We start from the raw sequence: 17,004 nt of genomic DNA, 5'->3' as shown, positions 1-17,004 counted from the left end.
GGATCTCCTGTTAGGCGGGCTGGTGGGTGGGCTCGCGGTCGGCGGCGCACGTCGTGCACCAGGTGCCGGCCGGTTGGTCGTGTGGCGTGTAGCAGTTCGGGCAGGCGGTGGCCGGGCCGGTGTACGGCTCCGGGGCGGCCGGCTGGTCGGCGGTGCGGTCGAGCCACTCCTCGACGGCGGCTTCGGCGACGGTCTTGGCGCGTTCCTTGCCGAGCCGCTTGCCGTTGGCCACGTCCTGGCCGGCGTCGGCGAGGCGACCGAGGATGTGGCGGACCATGTTCGCGCCGGTGCGGGCGGCGGCGGCCGGGGTGGTGGTCGCGGCGGTGATGGCGTGGCGGGCCCGGTCGTCGAGCTGCTTGCGCTTGGCGGCCTCGCGCTTCTGCTGGGCGTCGATGAGGCGAGCGCGTTCCCGGATGTCGGCCGGCCGGGGCCAGTACGGGGAGGTTCTGACCCATTCGACGACGGCGGCGCGGGCGAGTCCGAAGGGCAGGTCGCCGAGGGTGGCGAGCCAGAGGACTTCGTCGTCGGCGTCGGCGGGCTGCCGGTAGGCCTTGGTGCAGAGCTTGATCAGGCCTTGGGCTTCGGTGTGGTTCATGCGGGCCTCGTCAGGATGTCGTAGAGGTGCTGGCCGGGGGCGGTGCCGTCGGGGGTGAGGCGGGCGGCGGATTCCTCGGCGCGGCTCATGCGGCGGGGCGGCAGTTCGGGGCCCTGCTGGGCGCGGACGAGGTAGTTGTCGAGCAGGGCGGGCCGGCTGGCGACGCGGTCGGCGAGCATCTGGGCGAGGGCGTCCTTGATGAGCTGCGGCTCGAACTTCTGGTCGAGGGCGGCCTTGATGCCGGCGCCGTACCGCTTGATGTGGGTGTTGGTGAGCTGGACGCCGTGGGCCTTGCAGTGGTCGATCCACTGGCCGGTGATCTGGCCGGCGTTCTCCGGGCCGAGGGTGGCGGGGAGGTTCGGTACGGCGGCGAGCCGGGCGAAGTCGTTCACGATCTCGGCGTCGATGACGTCGTCGGGCTCGCCCGCGCCGCCGTCGAGCGAAGCGAGCGGCGGGGGGTCCTCTGCTCCCTGCTCCCTGATCCCTGATCCCTGATCCAGGCACGGGGATTCCGCGACGGTCTCGCGAGACTCTCGCGAGGCTTCCGCGAGGGGCTCGGGAGCGGGCGGGTTTGCGCTGGTGGTGGCCTCGACGTGGACGGCGCGAGGGTCGTCAGGCTCCGGGTACCTGGGCTTTCCCGGCTTGTCGATCTTCTGGTGCTCTCGCCAGTTCACGATGGCCAGGTACGCCTTGCCGTCGACGGTGTAGCGACGGATTCGACCGGCCTCGTGAAGCCTCGCGAGATCCTCGCGAACGTTCGCGAGAGCCTCGCGAGGGTCGTCCTCCAGTGCGAAGAGTTCGGCGGCGACGAGCTTCGGGTTGTCGATCCCGACGCCGTTGTCGTCGACGTACGTCCAGAGCCCGATGAAGGTGAGCCGGGCCCGGAAGGTGTGGACGGCGATCGCCTCGCTCTTCCAGAACTCGGGCTTGATGGAGCGGATCCGGGCCACGTCGTGTGCCTTCCTGATCTTCTGGTGGTGCTCTTCGTGCGGTTCGTGGTGGGCGGTCCGGGCCCCGGGGAAGTGGAGCCCGGACCGCCGGTCAAGCGGCTGCCGCGGCGGGCAGCTCGGCCTCGATGTCGTCGAGCGGCCCGTACCTCTCGGCCAGCAGTCCGGCCGGTCGGCCGGTGCCGAGGACGGTCCAGGCGGTCAGCAGGTGCCACGGCCGGTCGTCGGGCACCGCGGCGGCCAGGACGAAGAGCAGGTGCACGCGCTCGTCGTGGGTGCGCAGCGTGTTGGTCAGCCAGCGGAGGTTCGCCTCGGGGTCGTCGTCGCGGACCCGGACAACCAGCTCCTGGGCGATCTCGGCGAGCCGGTCGGCGTACTCGTCGCGGCCCATGGGGCTGGTCACCGCTGCCCCATCCGGGCGTAGCCGCGCGGCGTCGAGCTGATCGTCAACGCCACCGACTGCAACAGCTCGACGGCGTACTTGCCGCGCTCGAAGCCGTCGTCGATGGCGTTGAGCTCGTCGAGCTTGGCCTGGAACGCGTCGAGGTCCTTGGCCGCGCGGGCCTGGATCAACTCCATCGCCCACCGCACGGTCGGCCGGATCTCCCCGTCGATCACGCCGGTGTCGACGTTCCAGGCGGCCATCCGAACCGTCTGCGACCCGGTGTCGCCGCCGGTGGTGTGGACGATGAGGGTGTCGCACCAGCCGATCAGGGCGGTGGCGAGGCCCTCGCTGTCGCACTCGGCGTTGAGCCGCTGGAGGGCTCGCTCGGCGCGCGGCCACTGGCGGGCGAGTGCGGCGTCCAGCGCGGCGGCGGCGAGCCGGACGGGCTTGCTGTGGTTGGCGGTGGCGGGCATCAGTTGTCCTCTCCGATGCGGCGGAGGTGCTCGGCGTGGGCGGCGTCGCGGTCGGCCTCGGCGGCGTCGACGGCGTCTTGGTCGTGGATGCGGTTGCCGGCCGGCAGCGGGCACCACCGGCACGGGCGGCGGTCCCGGTGGTCCGGGGCGGCGGTCTCGTCGGCGACGTACGGGTGCGCGGTCAGCGGCCGGGCGGTGGCGTCAGCCACGGCACACCGCCGTCAGTTCGGCGGCGATGCGCCCGGACCGCCAGTCCGACGGCCGCCACACGGCCACGTCCACCCCGGCGGAGGCGAGCGCCCCAATCCAGTCCTGCTGCTCCCGGCGGACCCGGCCGGTCTCGGTCTTGAGCTCGCGGATGAGCATCCGGCGGCCGACGATGACGAGGTCGGGCCAGCCGGCGTCGGACCGGCGGGAGTCGGCGGTGTGGTACGTGAGCAGGCCGAGCCGGTGTGCGAGGTCGCGGACGTTCGACTGGAGCTCCGCTTCGGTCATGGCGGCGGCGAGGGGGTCCCGGCCGGTCACCGGTCACCGCCGGGCTGCGTGACCGTCGGCCAGTCGTCCTCGGCGGATGCTCCGGCCGCGTCCGGACCGGGCACCGGCACCGGGGCGGGTGCCGGAGCGGCGGCGGCCTGCTCGGCGATCTCGGCGGCCGTGACCCGGGCCGCCGGGAACTCCTCGTCGGCGCTCACCTCGCCGCGCCGGATCGACTGGAACACCACGCTCAGCTCGGCGACGTCCGCCGCCGTCCACTGGCCGCGCGGCCGGCCCAGCCGGGCCTCGATCTGCGGCCCCTTCACACCGATACCGGCGAACGCCTGCACCATGTCGGCGATCCGGTCCACCAGCGGCTTGCCGTCGCCGCGTTCGATCGTGGCCCGGCACTGCGCCTTCGCCTCCTCGACGAAGTCTGCCGGCAGGGCCGCAAGGATCGACTCCCGGACGGCCCGGGCGCCGATGTTCTGGTTGTTCAGGTACACGTCCTGGAGGTCGGTCAGCGGCTTGCGCTGGCCGTTGGCCATCTTGGCGTGCGGCACCTGGAAGGTCCGGGAGGACCGGACGTTGGTCTGCTGGTCCCAGGCGTACGCGCGGATCTCGGACACGCCCCGGGTGTCGTCGCGGTGCAGCTCGTGGACGCCGTAGTCCATGTTTCCCCAGATCCGGGCCAGTTCCCGGGCGAGGTGCACCGAGGGGCCGGTGCCGCGGTTGCGGACGGAGTAGAAGGCGCGGGAGGCGAGGCCGAGCCGGGAGCAGGCGGCCTTCATCTCGGCCCAGGCGCGGTTCATGTCGCGGGGGCACTGCTGGGCGACCTGGACGGCTGCGGCGACCTCGGCGACGGCGCGGGCCTGCTCGACGGCGGTCGTCTGGGTGGTGGCCGCCGGCATCACGGCGGCGGGGCTGACACGCTCGATGGTGGTCACAGGGATAGCTCCATCTCGTACTGGCGCTCCACCCATCCGGGGAGCGAGATCAGGGCGACGTCGTCCGTGTATCCGGGCCACCGGCCGGACGTCATGCATTCGAGGTACAGGTGCCGGGCCTCCCGGTTGAGGTGCGCGCCGATGCGCATCGCGAACGGGTCCGGCTGGGCGACGGTCACCAGGTAGGGGGCGCGCTTCTCCTGGAAGATGAAGACGAACTGCGAGTCCTCGGCGGCCAGGCCGAGGGCCCGCAGACCGCCGAGGTACCAGTCGGCCTGCTGGTGGTAGCCGTGGTCCCAGATGGCCCGCTGAAGGTCGTCCGGCGCGGCGCTGGCGCAGGTCTTGTAGTCGGGCACGATCAGCCGGCCGGGCCGGGACACGTCCAGCCAGTCGGTGCGCAGCCGGCACCAGATGCGGGTCTCCGGGTCGATCCAGAAGGCGGACAGTTCCGGACGGCCGCCCTCCGGCCGCAGCAGCGCGGCAGCCGTCGGGTGGGCGCGAAGGGCGGCAGCCATCGCCTGGACGACCTCGTAGTCCTTCGTCAGCAGCGGCACCTTGCCGGCGTCGCGGGCCTCGGCGGCGGCGTCCTTCGCCGCGCTGGTCCGCCAGGAGTCGTGCTCGATCTCGACGATCTGCGGGCCGGCACCGAGCACGAGGGTGTGCGCGGCGTGGCCGAGGTCGAACTCCCGCTTCGGTGGCTGCGGGTTGTCCTGCCAGTGCCGGAACAGGGCCGGGCAGGACGGCGGGAGCAGGCGGCGGGCGCCGCTGCTGGACAGGCTGCCGCCGGGCACCGGGTCGCGGTGGTACGCGGTGTCGGTGATGCCGGCGTACACCCCGGGTTCGATGATGGCCTGCTCGGTCGCGGTGGTCACCGGTTGCCGTCCCGGGTGTCGAGCAGGCCGGTGCGGTAGGCGATCGCGACGGCGTGGGCGGTGGTGGCCGCGCCGAGGTGCTCGCGGATCCGCAGCATGCGCATGTTCACCGCGCTGCCCCCGCGGCCGAGCCGGTGGGCGATCTGCTGCTGGGTGAGGCCGTCGGCGAGCAGCGTGAGGAGCTGCCGGTCGGTGGCGGTGATCTGGTCGACGGCGGGGGCGGTCGTGGTGTGGGTCACGGGGTGCCGTCCTTCCGTGCGTTCTGGATGTCGTTGGTGTGGAGCAGGGCGGTGGGCTCGTCGGGTCCGGCGGGCTGCTGGCGGGTGGTCCACCAGCCGGTGTCGGCGTCGCCGGGTCGGGGCCGGCGAGGCGGCCACCAGGTGTCGGGGACGCGCCGTTCGGCGGGGATGAGGTGCCGGGTGTGGCGGGGTTCGCGGGGGTCGGCGCGGTGTCGGCCGGGCTGGTGGTCCCCGGCCGGGGCCGGCCCCTCGGTGGGGGCCGGCGCGGCGGGCTGCTGCTGGGTGGGGGCGTCGAGCGCGGTCACCGGGACACTCCCGCCAGCTCGGCGGGGTACTGGTCCCAGGTGCGTCCGTCCAGCGATCGGCCGGCGGCCTTCTTGCCGACGCGCCACGGCTGGTCCCGGTCGTAGGCACCGGTGCCGTTCTCGACGTCCCAGCTCATGAACGTGTCCTCGGGCATCTGCGACGGCGGCACCCAGTTGCCCCACTGCTTGAAGAAGAACGGGATCTCCGCGTCCACGCACTGGTCGCGGAGGCTGCGAGCCCAGTCCGGGTGCATGGGTCGGGCGCGGTGGCCGGACTCACCGCCGACCACCACCCAGCCCAGGCGGCGTCGGTACCAGGAGATGTTGCCGACGGCCTGGTCGTACTCGTGGCCGTCGGGCTCCACCCGGTCCAGCCACTGGCCGAGGTTGACCGGGCCGAGGAGCGGCTCGCAGGACAGCCACCGGACGGCGGCGGGGGTGTCCAGCAGCGCCGGGAGGCGTAGGTCGGCGGCCTTCTGGTCTTCGACGCTGGTGCCGAGCCACACGTTCGGCAGCGGCCACGGCGGGATGTCCCTGGCGGGACCGCGTAGGTCGAGGGTGCTCTCGCGCAGGTAGACCGACGACCGCCAGGCGAGGTCGTTGACGATCCGCGCCATCCGGTCGGGCCGCTTGGTGAGCACCTGGTAGGTGTGCTGCGGCGTGGCGGCCATGATCGCGAAGACGCGGGCGACGAACTCGCGGGGCACCCGGGCGTGGAACAGGTCGCTCATCGAGTTGACGAAGATGCGCTTCGGCTGCCGCCAGTGCAGCGGCGCGGTCAGCGTGTCGGGGTGCACGGCGACGCCGAAGCCCGGCCCGCTGGTGCGCGGGTCGCCGTCGGTCTGGTACTTCGCCGAGCCCATGGCCTTGAGCCGCTTGGCGAGGGTGGCGGCGTAGCAGTTGTCGCAGCCGGCGGAGATCCGGTCGCAGCCGGTGGTGGGGTTCCAGGTCTCCTCGGTCCACTCGATCGTCGTGGTCACCGGTTTCCCTCCGGGTCGTAGGCGGGCAGGGCGTACAGGGCTTCCAGCGGGTCCGGGTCGGTGTCAGGGGTGAGGTGCGCGGCGGCCGTCAGCCGGGCCAGCTCGGCGCGCAGCGCCTGGTTGCGGCCGGCGAGGTGGTGGGCCTTCACCGCCAGGCCGTCGCGCTCCTCCTCGGTGCGGGTCAGGTCGGCGGCGACGGTGTCAGCGCGGGTCCTGTCGGCGCGGGCGTCCCGCTCGGCGGACCGCCACGCGGCGGCGAGCACCACCGCGATGACGGCGAGCACGGCCAGTGCGACGGCGGTCACGCGGCGGCCCTCCCGGCGGTGACCCAGATGACGGGCGCCCGGCGCAGCTGCCGACGCATGGCCCGGCAGTCGCAGCGCTCCCGCACCAGCACCCGCCGGCAGCAGGGCTTGAAGCGGACGGTGATCGGCCGGGCGGTGGGCTGCCACGGGCCGGGCTGCGGCCGGTACGGGCCGTCCGGGTCCGGCGTGGTGGTCTCGGTCTGGCTCACCGGGCCACCCCCGTCCGGGTGTCCCGCAGCCGGCGCGCCGGCCGGGCCTCGATGCCCTCAGCCGTGCGCAGGTGCGGGTGCCGGCGCAGCTCGAACCAGCACGCCGACCCGCGCTCCGCCTTGGCGTCGTAGAGCGCCGCGTCCGCCCTGGCCTGCACCAGATTCAGCGGCGCGGTGCACTTCGCGATACCGACCGACGCGGTCACCGTCAGCGTGAACGCGGCGGAGAGCGGCACCTGCCAGGCCAGCGGGCAGCGGACCAGGTCACCCAGCCGGCCCCGGCCGTCGACGATGGCCAGCTCGTCACCGGACAGGCGGGCCACCACGTGGTACCGGTCGTCCAGGTCGCGGGCGACGTGCCGCAGCACCCGGTCACCGGCGGCGTGGCCGTACGTGTCGTTGACCTGCTTGAAGTTGTCGAGGTCGAGGACGGCGAGGGCGTCGTGCTGGTCGATGTCCCTGCCCTGCCACCGCTCGGCCAGGCCCTTACGGTTCAGCAGGCCGGTGAGCGCGTCGTGGGTGGTCTCGGCGTACAGCTTGGCGTTGGCCTTGCGGAGGCTGGCGATCTCGGCGTGGGCCTGCGTCAGCTCGGCGGTCAGGCCGTCCAGGGTCGGGGCCGTCACCGGTCGCTGCCCTTCGCGGCCTCCAGCTCGGCGCGCAGCTGGTCGCGCTCGGCCCGCAGCCGCTCCAGCTCCGACTCCCGAGGCTCCTGCGGCGACTGGGCGTGGATCCGGAGCGTCGGTCCGTACCGGTCGTCGGTCAGCCGGTGCAGCGTCTCGATGTGCGGGATGCCGTTGCTGTCGACCTGGACGTCGGCCCCGTAGTGGTCCGCCCACTGGTGCAGGTCAGCGCGGCTCTTGAGCAGCCCGAGGTGCAGGCTCAGGACGTGGGGCAGGGGCAGTTCGGTGGTGGCGATGTCGTCGGCGAGCCGGTGCAGCCCGTCGGCCAGGCGCTGCCGCACGGTCAGGTCGGGGGTGGTGTCCGGGACGGCCGGAGCGGTGGTGTGGTCGAGCAGCTCGGCGACGGCTTCGATGAGCTGCGCCGGGTCCTCCACGCCCAGGTAGTGCGGCCACGCGTCGCCCTCGATGCCGTCGTCCGGCTCGACGCTCAGCAGGTACCAGCCCTGCCCGTCGGGCCGCCACGACAGCGAGGTCGCCGCGTAGTCGGGGTTGTAGCGGTGGGCGAGGTGGATGTCGATGCTGTCGGCCTCGATCTGCTGGCCGGTGACGGTGAGGCCGGCGGCGTCGAGAGCGGCGAGGATCGCGACGGTGTCCGGCTCGGCCGGGATGTTGCCGGTGACGCTGGGGTTCATGGGATACTCCCTGTCGTTGTCATGCGGCCCCGCGGCTCTTGGTCGGGTAGCGGGGTCGCTGGCTGTCCGGGCCCAGACGGGCACCGGAGGAGGTCAGGCGGCGGCGCGGCGGGCGAGGCGCTCGCGTCGGCAGGTCCGGCATTCGCGGCGGGCACGACCCTGCGGGGTGCGCCGCGAATAGGTGTTGGCCTCGTCGTACGGGTGGCCCTGCGGGCACTCCGTCTTGGCGGCGTTGCGGTTGGGCATGGTGTGCGGCGACCGCAGGACGTTGTCCCGCTGGGTGACCGCCTCCAGGTGGGCGGGGTTGACGCACCGCCGGTGCACGCAGCCGCTGCCACCGGGGCAGGACTCGTCGTGGTTGTGGCAGAGGTGGTCGATGACCATCCCGGCGGGGATGGGGCGGACCATCAGCTCGTAGGCGACCCGGTGGGCCTGGTCGCCTTTGCGGCCGAGGCGTCCGTAGCCGTCGTAGAGGTCGCCGCGCCACGTCCAGCAGGCGTCGGGTCCGCCGGTGCTGTCGATCTGGGTGATGAAGGCCCGCAGCCGCAGCGGGTGGATGGTGCTCATGCCGCCCGCCTCCCGTTCCTGGCGGGTCGCTCTCCGGCAGAGACGATCCACTGGTAGTGCGCCTCGGTGTAGCGGCGGTGCCGGCCGATGAACGTGCACGGGATCTGGCCGGCCTTCGCCTTGTCGAGCACCCACGAGGTGGGGACCTTGAGGCGGCGGGCCAGGTCGGCGTCGTCCATGAGCGGGCCAGCGTCGACGGGAGTGAGGGGCTGGGTCTTCGTCGGGCGGGCCATCAGGCCACCCGCCTGCTGTCGGGCTTCCGCTCCTCGACGAGGTCCTCGACCTTGACGCCGAGCCGGCGGGCGATCCGGAGGGCTACCGGGAGGCTCGGCAGGATCTTCTGACCCATCCACCGGTCGAAGACTGAACGGTGAACGCCGAGGAAATCAGCGGAGGCGGTAGTACCGGAGACGCCCTTGTCGGCGAGCAGTTCGGTGAGGCGGGTGCGGTTCAACCGCACGTCTGTCGCTTCGGAGCGACCATCGTTCGCATCCATGCGACGACTGTAGCTGTCGCAATCGTGCGACACAAGGGGTACGGGCAGTGCGTTTCGCCTGCCCGTTCGGTCATCTATCGTTGCGACTATGCGACGTGAGAACGGGGTGACGACCCCTGCATGCCCGCCGTCCGCGAACAGGTCATTGTCGCGCCCACGCGACAAGATCACGGCCCGTGCATCTGACCTAGTGCGTCGCACCCTTGCGACGCCTTACCGTGTCCCCATGACCGAACCGGCAGCCGACCCTGCGCGCTCATCGTGGGCCCGCTACCTGCAAGAAGTGGCCGACAGGCCCGGATGGAGCGTTACCCGCCTAGCGAACGAAGCGGGGGTGCACCGATCAACCATCTACCGCTGGATCAAGGGCGACACCGGAGGCACAACCGTCGAGCTGGTCAACAAGATTGCTGCTGCCGCAGGTGACAACCCGTCCATCGCGCTCGCTGCCGCCGCTGACGTCCTTGGTCAGACCGATCCCGATGCGGCCGAGGTCGCGATGGTCATGGCGTCCGACCTCCCGGAGTCCGTCAAGGCGGAGCTGGTCGAGGAGCTGCGTCGGATGGCTCGCGCGGACGCGGACCGCCGCAGGTCGTTTGTTGACTCGTTCATCCGACTGCGTCACGTCTGACCGTGTGGGTTGAGAAGCACGGACCCACCTACCGGATCCGCGATCGGGTAGGGGACAAGAAGGTCACCGTCGCCGACGGGTACCTCAACAAGACCGCCGCCAAGACGGCCCTGAAGGCCCTCGCGGGTGACCAGGTACGTGGGGACCTGGTCATGCCGTCGGCGGGGGAGAAGCTGCTCGGCGACTGGGCGCGCGACTGGTGGGAGGCCCGCAAGTCCGGGCTGTCGCCGAACACGCAGCGCTCGGAGTGGAGCAGGATCCAGACGCACATCCTGCCGGCGCTCGGCGACCAGGCCGTGGGGGACATCCGGCCGCTGCACGTGCAGCGGTGGGTCTCCGAGATGGGCAAGACACGGTCAGCGAAGACCGTCGCCAACGTGCACGGCGTCTTGAACAGCATCATGGCGGGGGCTGTAGCTCAGCGGCTGATCCGGGCGAACCCGTGTGCCGGGACGAAGCTGCCGCGGGGGATGGCCGCCGAGATGCGGTTCCTAACCGAGCCGGAGGCCGGCCGGCTTCTACTCGCCCTGCCGGAGCACTACCGCCCGCTGTTCGTCACTGCGCTCGGCACCGGCCTGCGGTGGGGTGAGCTGGCCGGTCTGCGGGCGGGTCGGGTGGACGTGCTGGCGGGGATCCTGCGTGTCGAGGAGACGCTGTCGGAGCTGCCGGGCGCGGCGGAGCTGGTGTTCGGGCCGCCGAAGACGGCGGCGTCGCGGCGGACGGTGACGCTGCCGTCGGAGGTGCGGCAGGCTCTCGTCGGCCTGGTCGCCAACCTCGGCCCGGGTGATCTTGTGTTCCGGACGTCGACGGGGCAGCCCCTGAGGATCCGCAACTTCCGGCGGATCTGGCTGGCCGCGACCGAGCGGGCCGGCGTCGCCGGGCTGAGGTTCCACGACCTGCGGCACAGCCACGTGGCGTGGCTGCTGTCGGCGCCCGAGCCGCCGAACCTCACCGCGATCCAGCGTCGGCTCGGGCACGCTTCGATCACGGTCACCTCGGACCGGTACGGGCATCTGCTGCCGGCGGTTGACGAGCGGATCGCCACGGCTCTGGACGCGGCTCTACCCCGGTCCGACTGGGGGCAGGGTGGGGGCACAGAGCCCACGATGACCCACGATGACCCACGGCAAGCCACCGCTGTGAGCACGGCGGACGCAGTCTCGGACCCGTGACCTTGACCGTGCGGCGGTTTCAATTCCCATCAGTCACCCAGTTGACAGTGAGCCCCCTCCACGGAGGGGGCTCACTGCTTTTCCCGCCCGTCCCGTTTTCTCCGGCCCGTCCTGCCCCGCAGGGGAATCCCTGTCGAAGTTGGTGGATATCACCGAGGGCGATACGCGGCGACTTTCGGTAACGTACGTAGCATGACTACTGTTACGCCTCGCCAGGCACCGATAACCGTGATCCTGGCCGCCGTGGTGTTCCTGCTCGCCGGCCTCCAGGGCGTCCTGCGCATGTACGACGGCGTCGGCGGCGCGGGCGGCGTCGTCGTCGCCCTCATCGCGGCGGTGATCTACCTCGCCATCGCCTTCGGGCTCTGGAAGGGCAACAAGATCGCCTGGATCCTCGCCATCATCGGCGGCGCGCTGGCTCTGCTGAGCGTCTTCAGTGGCGAGTGGCTGTCCTTCGTCACCGGTCTCGTCCTGCTCGTACTCCTGCTGCTCCCGCAGTCGCGACAGTGGTTCAACCGGTCGTGAACGCCGGACGGCCGGGGCGTCCCGCCTCCACTGCGGGCCACCCCGGCCGTCACACGCTGACCGTCAGCGTCCGGTCACGGCGTCGCCTCCGGTGAGGAGGTCGCCCCCGGCTCGTACGGCAGGGCACTGCCCTTGACGTACTCGTCCCAGCTCATGTTCCAGTCCGTCCAGCCGTTGCCGTTCTGGAGCTTGCGCTCGGTGCCCTTGACCGTGACCGGGTCACCGATCCGGGTCTGGTCGAACAGCCACGCGCCGTCGGCCATCGAGACGTTCACGCAGCCGTGCGAGACGTTGACCCGGCCCTGCTGCCCCTCCGACCAAGGCGCGGCGTGGATGAACTCCCCGCCCCAGGTGAGCCGCTGCGCGAAGTCGATGTCGGTGCGGTAACCCTCCTCCGGCCCCAGCTCGTCGAAGGTGTCGAAGACCGTCTCCTTCAGCTTCTCGATGACCACCATCGTCCCGCTGGACGACGGGGTGCTCTTCTTGCCGAGGCTGACCGGAATGGTCTTGATCACCTTGCCGTCCCGGGTGACCGTCATCCGCTTGGTCTTGTTGTCGACGGTCATCACCGTCGCCGCGCCGACCTTGACGTCCACGGTCAGGTCGGCCCGTCCGTACCAGCCGGCGCCCATCGGCAGGCCGCCGGCCTGCACCCGGTACTGCACCGTGCTGCCCGCCTGCCAGAACTCCTTCGGCCGGTAGCGGATCTCGGTCGGGCTCACCCAGTGCCAGATGCCCTCCTGCGGCGGGTCCGAGCGGACGGTCATCCGGCTCTGCACGTCGTCGCGGTAGTCCTCCGGGATCGCCCGACCGAACTTGACGATCAACGGCATGCCGACGCCGACCACCTGACCGTCACCGAGGAAGCTGGTCACCCGCACCTGGTTGGCCGGCTTGGCCATGGTGGTGAAGGAGTGCGTCGCGGTCGCGGCCTTCCCGTCCGAGCCGGTCGCCGTCACGGTGGCGGTGTACGTCGCGCCGTACTCCAGCGCGCCCGCCGGCAGCCAGCTCTTCCCGTCGGCGGCGAGCGTACCCTCGACCACCGCGCCGGCCGGGTCCTTCAGCTCGACGGTCGTCTCCTGCGCCTTCTCGGCGGTGAAGGTGATCCCGGTGGAGGCCGGCACGTCCTTCGCGTCGGCCTGCGGAGTGGTGATCGCCACAGTCGCCTCGGGCGCCTTCTCGCTGGCGCCCGGTGGGGCCGCCGGCCCGTCGTCGCCACCACCGGTGCAGCCCGAGGTCAGCGTGAGCGCGACGGCGAGCACCGCGGCCGCGAACCCGCCGCGTCGCCGGCCGCGCCGGGCGCCCCCGCTCCGGATCAGCTGGTTCTGGTCAGCTCGCATGATGTCCTCACAGTCGTGGTCCCGGAAACCATCGTCCCTCTACAGACGCAGGGAACCTCGTACCCGTTTCGGAGCGTGAAGGAAAACACGCGACCCAGGTCGATCAGAGCGCCAGCGTGGCACCCTCACCACCGTCCGGCACCGGCAGCGCGCTGCCCTTGACGAACTCCGCCCAGCTCAGGCTCCATGCCGTCCAGCCGTTACCGGCTGCGAGCTGACGCTCCGTGCCGGTGATGGTGATCGGGTCGCCGACCAGGGTCTTCTGGAACAGCCAGCGCGCGTTGTCCATGGAGACGTTCACGCAGCCATGCGAGACGTTGCGTCGCCCCTGGTGCTGGACGGACCACGGGGCCGCGTGGATGTACTCGCCGCCCCAGGTGAGGCGCTGGGCGAAGTCGATGTCGGTGACGTAGCGGTTGGCCGGATCGGGATCGTCGCGGGTGTCGAAGACCGTGGCCTCCTTCTTCTCCATGACGACCATCGTGCCGCTGGAAGAGGGGGTCGACTTCTTGCCCAGGCTCACCGGCAGGGTCTTGACCACCTGGCCGTTCTCGGACACCGTCATCTGCTTGGTGGCGTTCTCGACCTTCATCTCGAAGGCCCGGCCGATCTTCGCGCTGGCCCGGCGGTCGACGTTGCCGTACTTCCCGTTGCTCAGCGGGATGCCCTCCAGGGCGATCCGGACGGTGAGCTTCGTGCCCGGCGTCCAGTACTCGGCGCCCCGGTAGTAGGCCTGGGTGCCGTTGGACACCCAGTGCCACGCACCCGGCTGCGGCGGGTCGGTCTGGACGAACATCCGCTTCTGCACGGCCGCCCGGTCCTTCTTCGGGATGCCCGGCGAGAACTCGGTGACCACCGGCATCGCCACGCCGTAGGTCTTGTCGTCGAAGAGGTAGAGCCCCGAGCCGATCAGCGACTTCGGCTTCTTCATCGTGGTGAAGGTGCTGGTGCCGGTCACCTGACCGGCGGCGCTGGTGCCGGTGATCGTGGCGGTGTAGCGGGTGCCGTACTTCAGCGGGGCGGCCGGCACCCACGACGAGCCGTCGGTACGCGCCGTGCCCGCGACCGGCTTGCCGTCGGCCGCAGTGAGCTTGACCTCGGTGATCTTCACGTCCGGGGTTCCGGCGGCGATCTCCGTGCTCACCGGCCGGTTCGTCGCCCCGTCGGCCGGAGCGACCGGAACGGTTCCCCCGTTCGGGGCCGGTGCCCCGCTCGCCCGGTCACCCACCGGTGCCGCCACGCCCGTCTCGGGTGCCCCCGAGGGACCGCCGCCCACGAACGCCGGCTTCTGCGGGTCGGGGCCGCAGCCCGTCAGTGCCACCGACGCTGTCACAGCCAGAGCGCACACCATCGCCCCGGCCCGCGCGAACCTGCCCATCCCCACCTCAGTTTCTTGCGTGCCTGGCGGACATCGTGCCGCATCGGCGCCCGCCGCCGACCCCCGGTGACCGGAACTCTGGGGCTTTTGTCCGCCTTTGGACCGTTAATCTCGTCCAAAGAGGTGAGGAGGGGATCGGATTGGAACGCGGCTCAGGGTGCGTGCTAAGGTTCTCCCCGTTGCCAACGAGCGCCGCTAGCTCAACTGGCAGAGCAGCGGACTCTTAATCCGCGGGTTCGGGGTTCGAGTCCCTGGCGGCGCACCAGCAATAATGGCTCTGACCTGGGGTTTCACCCTGGGTCGGAGCCTTTTTTGTTTCCCCGTCGGGGGTCCGGTGCTCGGTGGGTGCTCGGGAGCGGTTGGACTGTTGCGGCTGCCGGTGGACGGGTGGCGCGGCCGTAGAGGGATGGATCGACTGCCTGGCGCGCCGCGTCGGAGGGTGCGGCTTGGATCAGGTACCTCGTGGTGCCTACAAAGATGCGACAGGTACCTACTGTCAGTGGTTCCGGGGCGCGGATAGGGGCAAGTCGTGCGTCAGATCGTACGTAGGTCGGTGCGGGCCGTTCTCCTGGATGAGGACGACCGCCTCGTGCTGATCAAGCGGATCAAGCCCGGCCAAGCGCCGTACTGGACAACGCCGGGTGGTGGCCTGGAGTCGACGGATGTCTCCCTCAAGGCGGCGCTTCGCCGCGAGTTGCACGAAGAACTCGGTGCCGAGGCGGACCGGTTCGCCCAGGTGTTCCTGTTCACCGCCCCCGTTGGTGAGGGCGTTTCCGTCCAGCACTTCTTCGCCTGTCGGCTACGTGAGCTGAACGAGGACGCCCGGACCGGGGAGGAGTTCGTTGATCCGTCGCGTGGCGGCTACCACCTCGACCGGGTGACGATCGACAAGCTGCCTGCGGTGGATCTCAAGCCGGATGCGCTGAAGGAGTTCATCATCTCCAACGAGGAGGCCCTGCTCTCCGTGTAGGGCAGGCTGGCCAGACCATCGCCGGTCCGAGTCCGAAGTCCCGGACTGCCTGGAAAGTGTCTTGCGGGCTGCGGGCACCGTTCAGGTTTGCGGCTACGGCGCCGATGAAGACGCGGTGCGACACGATGAGGGCTACGCCCTGCTGGGCGGCCTCGTGGGCGCGCGATACGGCTTCCATCGCGCGTTGTCGTAGCGCGGTCGGGCTCTCCCCACCATGGAGAGCCGAATCCGGATCACGAAGGCGTTCGCTGCGCCACGCTTGGTACTCGCTCGGGTACTCGTCGGGGCTCAGGTCGAGTAAGCAGTCGGGTGCGCGCCATTTCGCGTAGAGACGCGGCTGTCGCTTCCAACACCCCGTTGACAGCAGGTCTGCGCAGATCGGGGGCGCCCCGTCTCGCCTCGGAAGCTCCGGCCCGGATATCGGTGAGGCTGACCATCGGTTGTTCGGTAGCCTGCTATCCGTGACCAGCTCCGATCTTCGCGTCCGTTTCGCACCCTCCCCGACAGGCATGTTCCACGTGGGCAATGCTCGGTCTGTCCTGTTCAACTGGGTGCTGGCCCGACAGTCGGGCGGAACGATGGTGCTGCGGATCGAGGACACGGACGCGGCGCGGAACCGCCCGGAGTGGGTGCAGGGCATCCTCGACGCGATGGAGTGGCTCGGTATCGGCCCGAGCGAGTACGAGGGTCCCCTGTTCCAGTCCGACTATGCCCCGCAGCACCGCGAGGCCATCGACCGGCTTCTCGCCGCCGGTGGCGCCTACTACTGCGACTGCACCCGGGACCAGGTCATTGCGCGTACGGGCAGCGAGCACAAGGGCTACGACGGTTTCTGTCGGGACCGTGCTCAGAGCGCCGGCGAAGGTCGTGCGCTGCGCTTCCGTACGCCGGACGATGGCTCGACGGTGATCGTCGACCTGGTACGCGGAAAGCCGACCTTCGACAACAAGTTAATCGAGGACTTCGTGATCGCCCGTGGCGACGGGTCGCCGGTGTTCCTGCTTGCGAATGTCGTCGACGACATGGTCATGGGCATCACCCACGTGATCCGGGCTGAGGAGCACCTGCCGAACGCACCCAAGCAGCAACTGCTGTGGGAGGCGCTGGGCGCTGAGCCCCCGGTGTGGGTGCACGCGCCGATCCTGGTCAACGAGAAGCGGCAGAAGCTGTCCAAGCGTCGGGACCGGGTGGCCTTGGAGGACTTCCGCGCCGAGGGGTACCTCGCCGGGGCGATGCGGAACTACCTGATGCTGCTCGGGTGGGCACCGTCCGGTGACCGCGAGATCCTGCCCTGGGACGACATCGTGGCGGAGTTCCGCCTGGAGGACGTCAACCCCTCTCCGGCGTTCTTCGACGTGAAGAAGCTGCGGGCCTTCAACGGTGACTACATCCGGGCGCTGTCGGTGGAGGCGTTCATCGAGGCGTGTCAGCCCTGGTTGAGTGCGGAGGCCGCGCCGTGGCGGCCGGAGGCGTACGACGCCGACGCGTTCGCTGCGGTCGCCGAACTGGCGCAGACCCGGATCGCGGTGCTCTCCGAGATCGTGCCGATGGTCGACTTTCTGTTCCTCGACGAGCCGGTCACCGATGAGGCGGCGTGGGCGAAGGCCATGAAGGCCGAGGCCCCGGCGCTGCTGGCCGCAGTAATCGAGGCGTACGAGACGTGCGAGTGGCGGACCGAGGTGCTCAAGTCGACGCTGGAGGCGATCGGCGCGGAGCGCGGGCTCAAGCTTGGCAAGGCCCAGGCTCCGGTACGGGTCGCGGTGACCGGCCGTACCGTCGGGCTGCCGCTGTTCGAGTCGATCGAGATCCTCGGACGTGAGCGAACCGTGGCTCGTCTGCGAGCCGCACTCGACCGCCTGAGCTGACCTCTTCGCGACCGGCG

Annotated in this window: 26 protein-coding genes and 1 tRNA gene; 6 read left to right on the top strand and 21 right to left on the bottom strand. The window is 70.9% G+C overall.

Annotated features, from left to right (window positions below; all coding sequences use genetic code 11):
- Positions 1-10: 10 nt before the first annotated feature.
- The 18 genes from QSK20_RS06950 to QSK20_RS06865 form a co-directional block, all read right to left on the bottom strand.
- Positions 11-595 (bottom strand): hypothetical protein, encoded by a 585-nt coding sequence (locus QSK20_RS06950; RefSeq protein ID WP_285787742.1) that lies wholly within the window; start codon positions 593-595, stop codon positions 11-13.
- Complete coding sequence (locus QSK20_RS06945; protein WP_285787741.1) at positions 592-1,545, bottom strand: hypothetical protein; 954 nt, start codon at positions 1,543-1,545, stop codon at positions 592-594. The genes QSK20_RS06950 and QSK20_RS06945 overlap by 4 nt, the downstream gene beginning before the upstream one ends.
- 91 nt (positions 1,546-1,636) lie before the next feature.
- Positions 1,637-1,945: a hypothetical protein gene (locus QSK20_RS06940; protein WP_285787740.1), complete on the bottom strand. Its 309-nt coding sequence runs from the start codon at positions 1,943-1,945 to the stop codon at positions 1,637-1,639.
- A complete protein-coding gene (locus QSK20_RS06935; RefSeq protein WP_285787739.1) occupies positions 1,942-2,400 on the bottom strand; it encodes a hypothetical protein in 459 nt (152 codons plus the stop codon). The genes QSK20_RS06940 and QSK20_RS06935 overlap by 4 nt, the downstream gene beginning before the upstream one ends.
- Positions 2,400-2,609 (bottom strand): hypothetical protein, encoded by a 210-nt coding sequence (locus QSK20_RS06930; protein ID WP_285787738.1) that lies wholly within the window; start codon positions 2,607-2,609, stop codon positions 2,400-2,402. The genes QSK20_RS06935 and QSK20_RS06930 overlap by 1 nt, the downstream gene beginning before the upstream one ends.
- A complete protein-coding gene (locus QSK20_RS06925; protein WP_285787737.1) occupies positions 2,602-2,895 on the bottom strand; it encodes a VRR-NUC domain-containing protein in 294 nt (97 codons plus the stop codon). Before QSK20_RS06925 ends, QSK20_RS06930 begins: the two co-directional genes overlap by 8 nt.
- A 26-nt stretch (positions 2,896-2,921) precedes the next feature.
- Entirely contained in the window at positions 2,922-3,821 is a 900-nt protein-coding gene (locus QSK20_RS06920) for a hypothetical protein (RefSeq protein ID WP_285787736.1), read from the bottom strand.
- Positions 3,818-4,693: a PD-(D/E)XK nuclease-like domain-containing protein gene (locus QSK20_RS06915; protein ID WP_285787735.1), complete on the bottom strand. Its 876-nt coding sequence runs from the start codon at positions 4,691-4,693 to the stop codon at positions 3,818-3,820. Before QSK20_RS06915 ends, QSK20_RS06920 begins: the two co-directional genes overlap by 4 nt.
- Positions 4,690-4,932, bottom strand: a complete 243-nt coding sequence (locus QSK20_RS06910; protein WP_285787734.1) for a helix-turn-helix domain-containing protein — start codon at positions 4,930-4,932, stop codon at positions 4,690-4,692. The genes QSK20_RS06915 and QSK20_RS06910 overlap by 4 nt, the downstream gene beginning before the upstream one ends.
- Positions 4,929-5,237 carry a hypothetical protein gene (locus QSK20_RS06905; RefSeq protein ID WP_285787733.1) on the bottom strand — a complete coding sequence of 103 codons (309 nt, stop codon included), beginning with the start codon at positions 5,235-5,237 and terminating at the stop codon, positions 4,929-4,931. Before QSK20_RS06905 ends, QSK20_RS06910 begins: the two co-directional genes overlap by 4 nt.
- Positions 5,234-6,217, bottom strand: a complete 984-nt coding sequence (locus tag QSK20_RS06900; RefSeq protein ID WP_285787732.1) for a phage Gp37/Gp68 family protein — start codon at positions 6,215-6,217, stop codon at positions 5,234-5,236. Before QSK20_RS06900 ends, QSK20_RS06905 begins: the two co-directional genes overlap by 4 nt.
- The gene (locus tag QSK20_RS06895; protein WP_285787731.1) at positions 6,214-6,522 is read right to left on the bottom strand and encodes a hypothetical protein; all 309 of its coding nucleotides are present in this window, start codon (positions 6,520-6,522) and stop codon (positions 6,214-6,216) included. Before QSK20_RS06895 ends, QSK20_RS06900 begins: the two co-directional genes overlap by 4 nt.
- Positions 6,519-6,731: a hypothetical protein gene (locus QSK20_RS06890; RefSeq protein WP_285787730.1), complete on the bottom strand. Its 213-nt coding sequence runs from the start codon at positions 6,729-6,731 to the stop codon at positions 6,519-6,521. Before QSK20_RS06890 ends, QSK20_RS06895 begins: the two co-directional genes overlap by 4 nt.
- Positions 6,728-7,354, bottom strand: a complete 627-nt coding sequence (locus QSK20_RS06885) for a GGDEF domain-containing protein (RefSeq protein WP_285787729.1) — start codon at positions 7,352-7,354, stop codon at positions 6,728-6,730. The genes QSK20_RS06890 and QSK20_RS06885 overlap by 4 nt, the downstream gene beginning before the upstream one ends.
- The gene (locus QSK20_RS06880) at positions 7,351-8,043 is read right to left on the bottom strand and encodes a hypothetical protein (protein WP_285787728.1); all 693 of its coding nucleotides are present in this window, start codon (positions 8,041-8,043) and stop codon (positions 7,351-7,353) included. The genes QSK20_RS06885 and QSK20_RS06880 overlap by 4 nt, the downstream gene beginning before the upstream one ends.
- Before the next feature lie 93 nt (positions 8,044-8,136).
- Positions 8,137-8,610 (bottom strand): HNH endonuclease signature motif containing protein, encoded by a 474-nt coding sequence (locus QSK20_RS06875; protein WP_285787727.1) that lies wholly within the window; start codon positions 8,608-8,610, stop codon positions 8,137-8,139.
- Positions 8,607-8,843: a helix-turn-helix domain-containing protein gene (locus tag QSK20_RS06870; RefSeq protein WP_285787726.1), complete on the bottom strand. Its 237-nt coding sequence runs from the start codon at positions 8,841-8,843 to the stop codon at positions 8,607-8,609. Before QSK20_RS06870 ends, QSK20_RS06875 begins: the two co-directional genes overlap by 4 nt.
- Positions 8,843-9,106, bottom strand: coding sequence for a hypothetical protein (locus tag QSK20_RS06865; RefSeq protein ID WP_285787725.1), 264 nt, complete (start codon positions 9,104-9,106; stop codon positions 8,843-8,845). Before QSK20_RS06865 ends, QSK20_RS06870 begins: the two co-directional genes overlap by 1 nt.
- A gap of 226 nt (positions 9,107-9,332) precedes the next feature.
- Between QSK20_RS06865 and QSK20_RS06860 the strand changes: the two genes are divergently transcribed.
- The 3 genes from QSK20_RS06860 (at position 9,333) to QSK20_RS06850 (ending at position 11,434) form a co-directional block, all read left to right on the top strand.
- Entirely contained in the window at positions 9,333-9,737 is a 405-nt protein-coding gene (locus QSK20_RS06860; RefSeq protein ID WP_285787724.1) for a helix-turn-helix domain-containing protein, read from the top strand.
- A 2-nt stretch (positions 9,738-9,739) separates the two neighbouring features.
- Entirely contained in the window at positions 9,740-10,909 is a 1,170-nt protein-coding gene (locus QSK20_RS06855) for a tyrosine-type recombinase/integrase (RefSeq protein ID WP_285787723.1), read from the top strand.
- A gap of 192 nt (positions 10,910-11,101) precedes the next feature.
- Positions 11,102-11,434 carry a hypothetical protein gene (locus QSK20_RS06850; protein WP_285787722.1) on the top strand — a complete coding sequence of 111 codons (333 nt, stop codon included), beginning with the start codon at positions 11,102-11,104 and terminating at the stop codon, positions 11,432-11,434.
- Positions 11,435-11,508: 74 nt separating this feature from the next.
- Here QSK20_RS06850 and QSK20_RS06845 read toward each other — a convergent pair whose 3' ends face one another.
- On the bottom strand, positions 11,509-12,774 hold the full coding sequence (locus tag QSK20_RS06845; RefSeq protein ID WP_285787721.1) for a L,D-transpeptidase: 1,266 nt from the start codon (positions 12,772-12,774) through the stop codon (positions 11,509-11,511).
- A gap of 103 nt (positions 12,775-12,877) precedes the next feature.
- A complete protein-coding gene (locus tag QSK20_RS06840) occupies positions 12,878-14,152 on the bottom strand; it encodes a L,D-transpeptidase (RefSeq protein WP_285787720.1) in 1,275 nt (424 codons plus the stop codon).
- A 189-nt stretch (positions 14,153-14,341) separates the two neighbouring features.
- Here QSK20_RS06840 and QSK20_RS06835 point away from each other — a divergent pair.
- Positions 14,342-14,417 (top strand) — tRNA-Lys (locus tag QSK20_RS06835).
- A 264-nt stretch (positions 14,418-14,681) separates the two neighbouring features.
- Positions 14,682-15,122 carry an NUDIX hydrolase gene (locus QSK20_RS06830; protein WP_285787719.1) on the top strand — a complete coding sequence of 147 codons (441 nt, stop codon included), beginning with the start codon at positions 14,682-14,684 and terminating at the stop codon, positions 15,120-15,122.
- Here QSK20_RS06830 and QSK20_RS32085 read toward each other — a convergent pair.
- Positions 15,088-15,633, bottom strand: coding sequence for a histidine phosphatase family protein (locus QSK20_RS32085; protein WP_352232280.1), 546 nt, complete (start codon positions 15,631-15,633; stop codon positions 15,088-15,090). The two genes, QSK20_RS06830 and QSK20_RS32085, sit on opposite strands and share 35 nt — an antisense overlap.
- On the opposite strand from QSK20_RS32085, the gene gltX reads away from it, so the two are divergent.
- Positions 15,584-16,987, top strand: a complete 1,404-nt coding sequence (gene gltX / locus QSK20_RS06825; RefSeq protein WP_285787718.1) for a glutamate--tRNA ligase — start codon at positions 15,584-15,586, stop codon at positions 16,985-16,987. The two genes, QSK20_RS32085 and gltX, sit on opposite strands and share 50 nt — an antisense overlap.
- Positions 16,988-17,004 lie beyond the last annotated feature (17 nt).

The organism is Micromonospora sp. NBRC 101691 (genome assembly GCF_030269285.1).
GTDB lineage: Bacteria > Actinomycetota > Actinomycetes > Mycobacteriales > Micromonosporaceae > Micromonospora > Micromonospora echinospora.
Note: the sequence above shows the minus strand (reverse complement) of the source record. Positions and strands in the feature narration are given on the sequence as shown.

Excerpts from the sequence above, each read along its gene's own strand:
- QSK20_RS06925 (WP_285787737.1), bottom strand. The coding sequence starts at position 2,895 with ATGACCGAAGCGGAGCTCCAGTCGAACGTCCGCGACCTCGCACACCGG.
- QSK20_RS32085 (WP_352232280.1), bottom strand. The coding sequence starts at position 15,633 with ATGCCTGTCGGGGAGGGTGCGAAACGGACGCGAAGATCGGAGCTGGTC.
- QSK20_RS06850 (WP_285787722.1), top strand. The coding sequence starts at position 11,102 with ATGACTACTGTTACGCCTCGCCAGGCACCGATAACCGTGATCCTGGCC.
- QSK20_RS06935 (WP_285787739.1), bottom strand. The coding sequence starts at position 2,400 with ATGCCCGCCACCGCCAACCACAGCAAGCCCGTCCGGCTCGCCGCCGCC.
- QSK20_RS06880 (WP_285787728.1), bottom strand. The coding sequence starts at position 8,043 with ATGAACCCCAGCGTCACCGGCAACATCCCGGCCGAGCCGGACACCGTC.
- QSK20_RS06845 (WP_285787721.1), bottom strand. The coding sequence starts at position 12,774 with ATGCGAGCTGACCAGAACCAGCTGATCCGGAGCGGGGGCGCCCGGCGC.
- QSK20_RS06875 (WP_285787727.1), bottom strand. The coding sequence starts at position 8,610 with ATGAGCACCATCCACCCGCTGCGGCTGCGGGCCTTCATCACCCAGATC.
- QSK20_RS06870 (WP_285787726.1), bottom strand. The coding sequence starts at position 8,843 with ATGGCCCGCCCGACGAAGACCCAGCCCCTCACTCCCGTCGACGCTGGC.
- QSK20_RS06950 (WP_285787742.1), bottom strand. The coding sequence starts at position 595 with ATGAACCACACCGAAGCCCAAGGCCTGATCAAGCTCTGCACCAAGGCC.
- QSK20_RS06860 (WP_285787724.1), top strand. The coding sequence starts at position 9,333 with ATGACCGAACCGGCAGCCGACCCTGCGCGCTCATCGTGGGCCCGCTAC.
- QSK20_RS06840 (WP_285787720.1), bottom strand. The coding sequence starts at position 14,152 with ATGGGCAGGTTCGCGCGGGCCGGGGCGATGGTGTGCGCTCTGGCTGTG.
- QSK20_RS06865 (WP_285787725.1), bottom strand. The coding sequence starts at position 9,106 with ATGGATGCGAACGATGGTCGCTCCGAAGCGACAGACGTGCGGTTGAAC.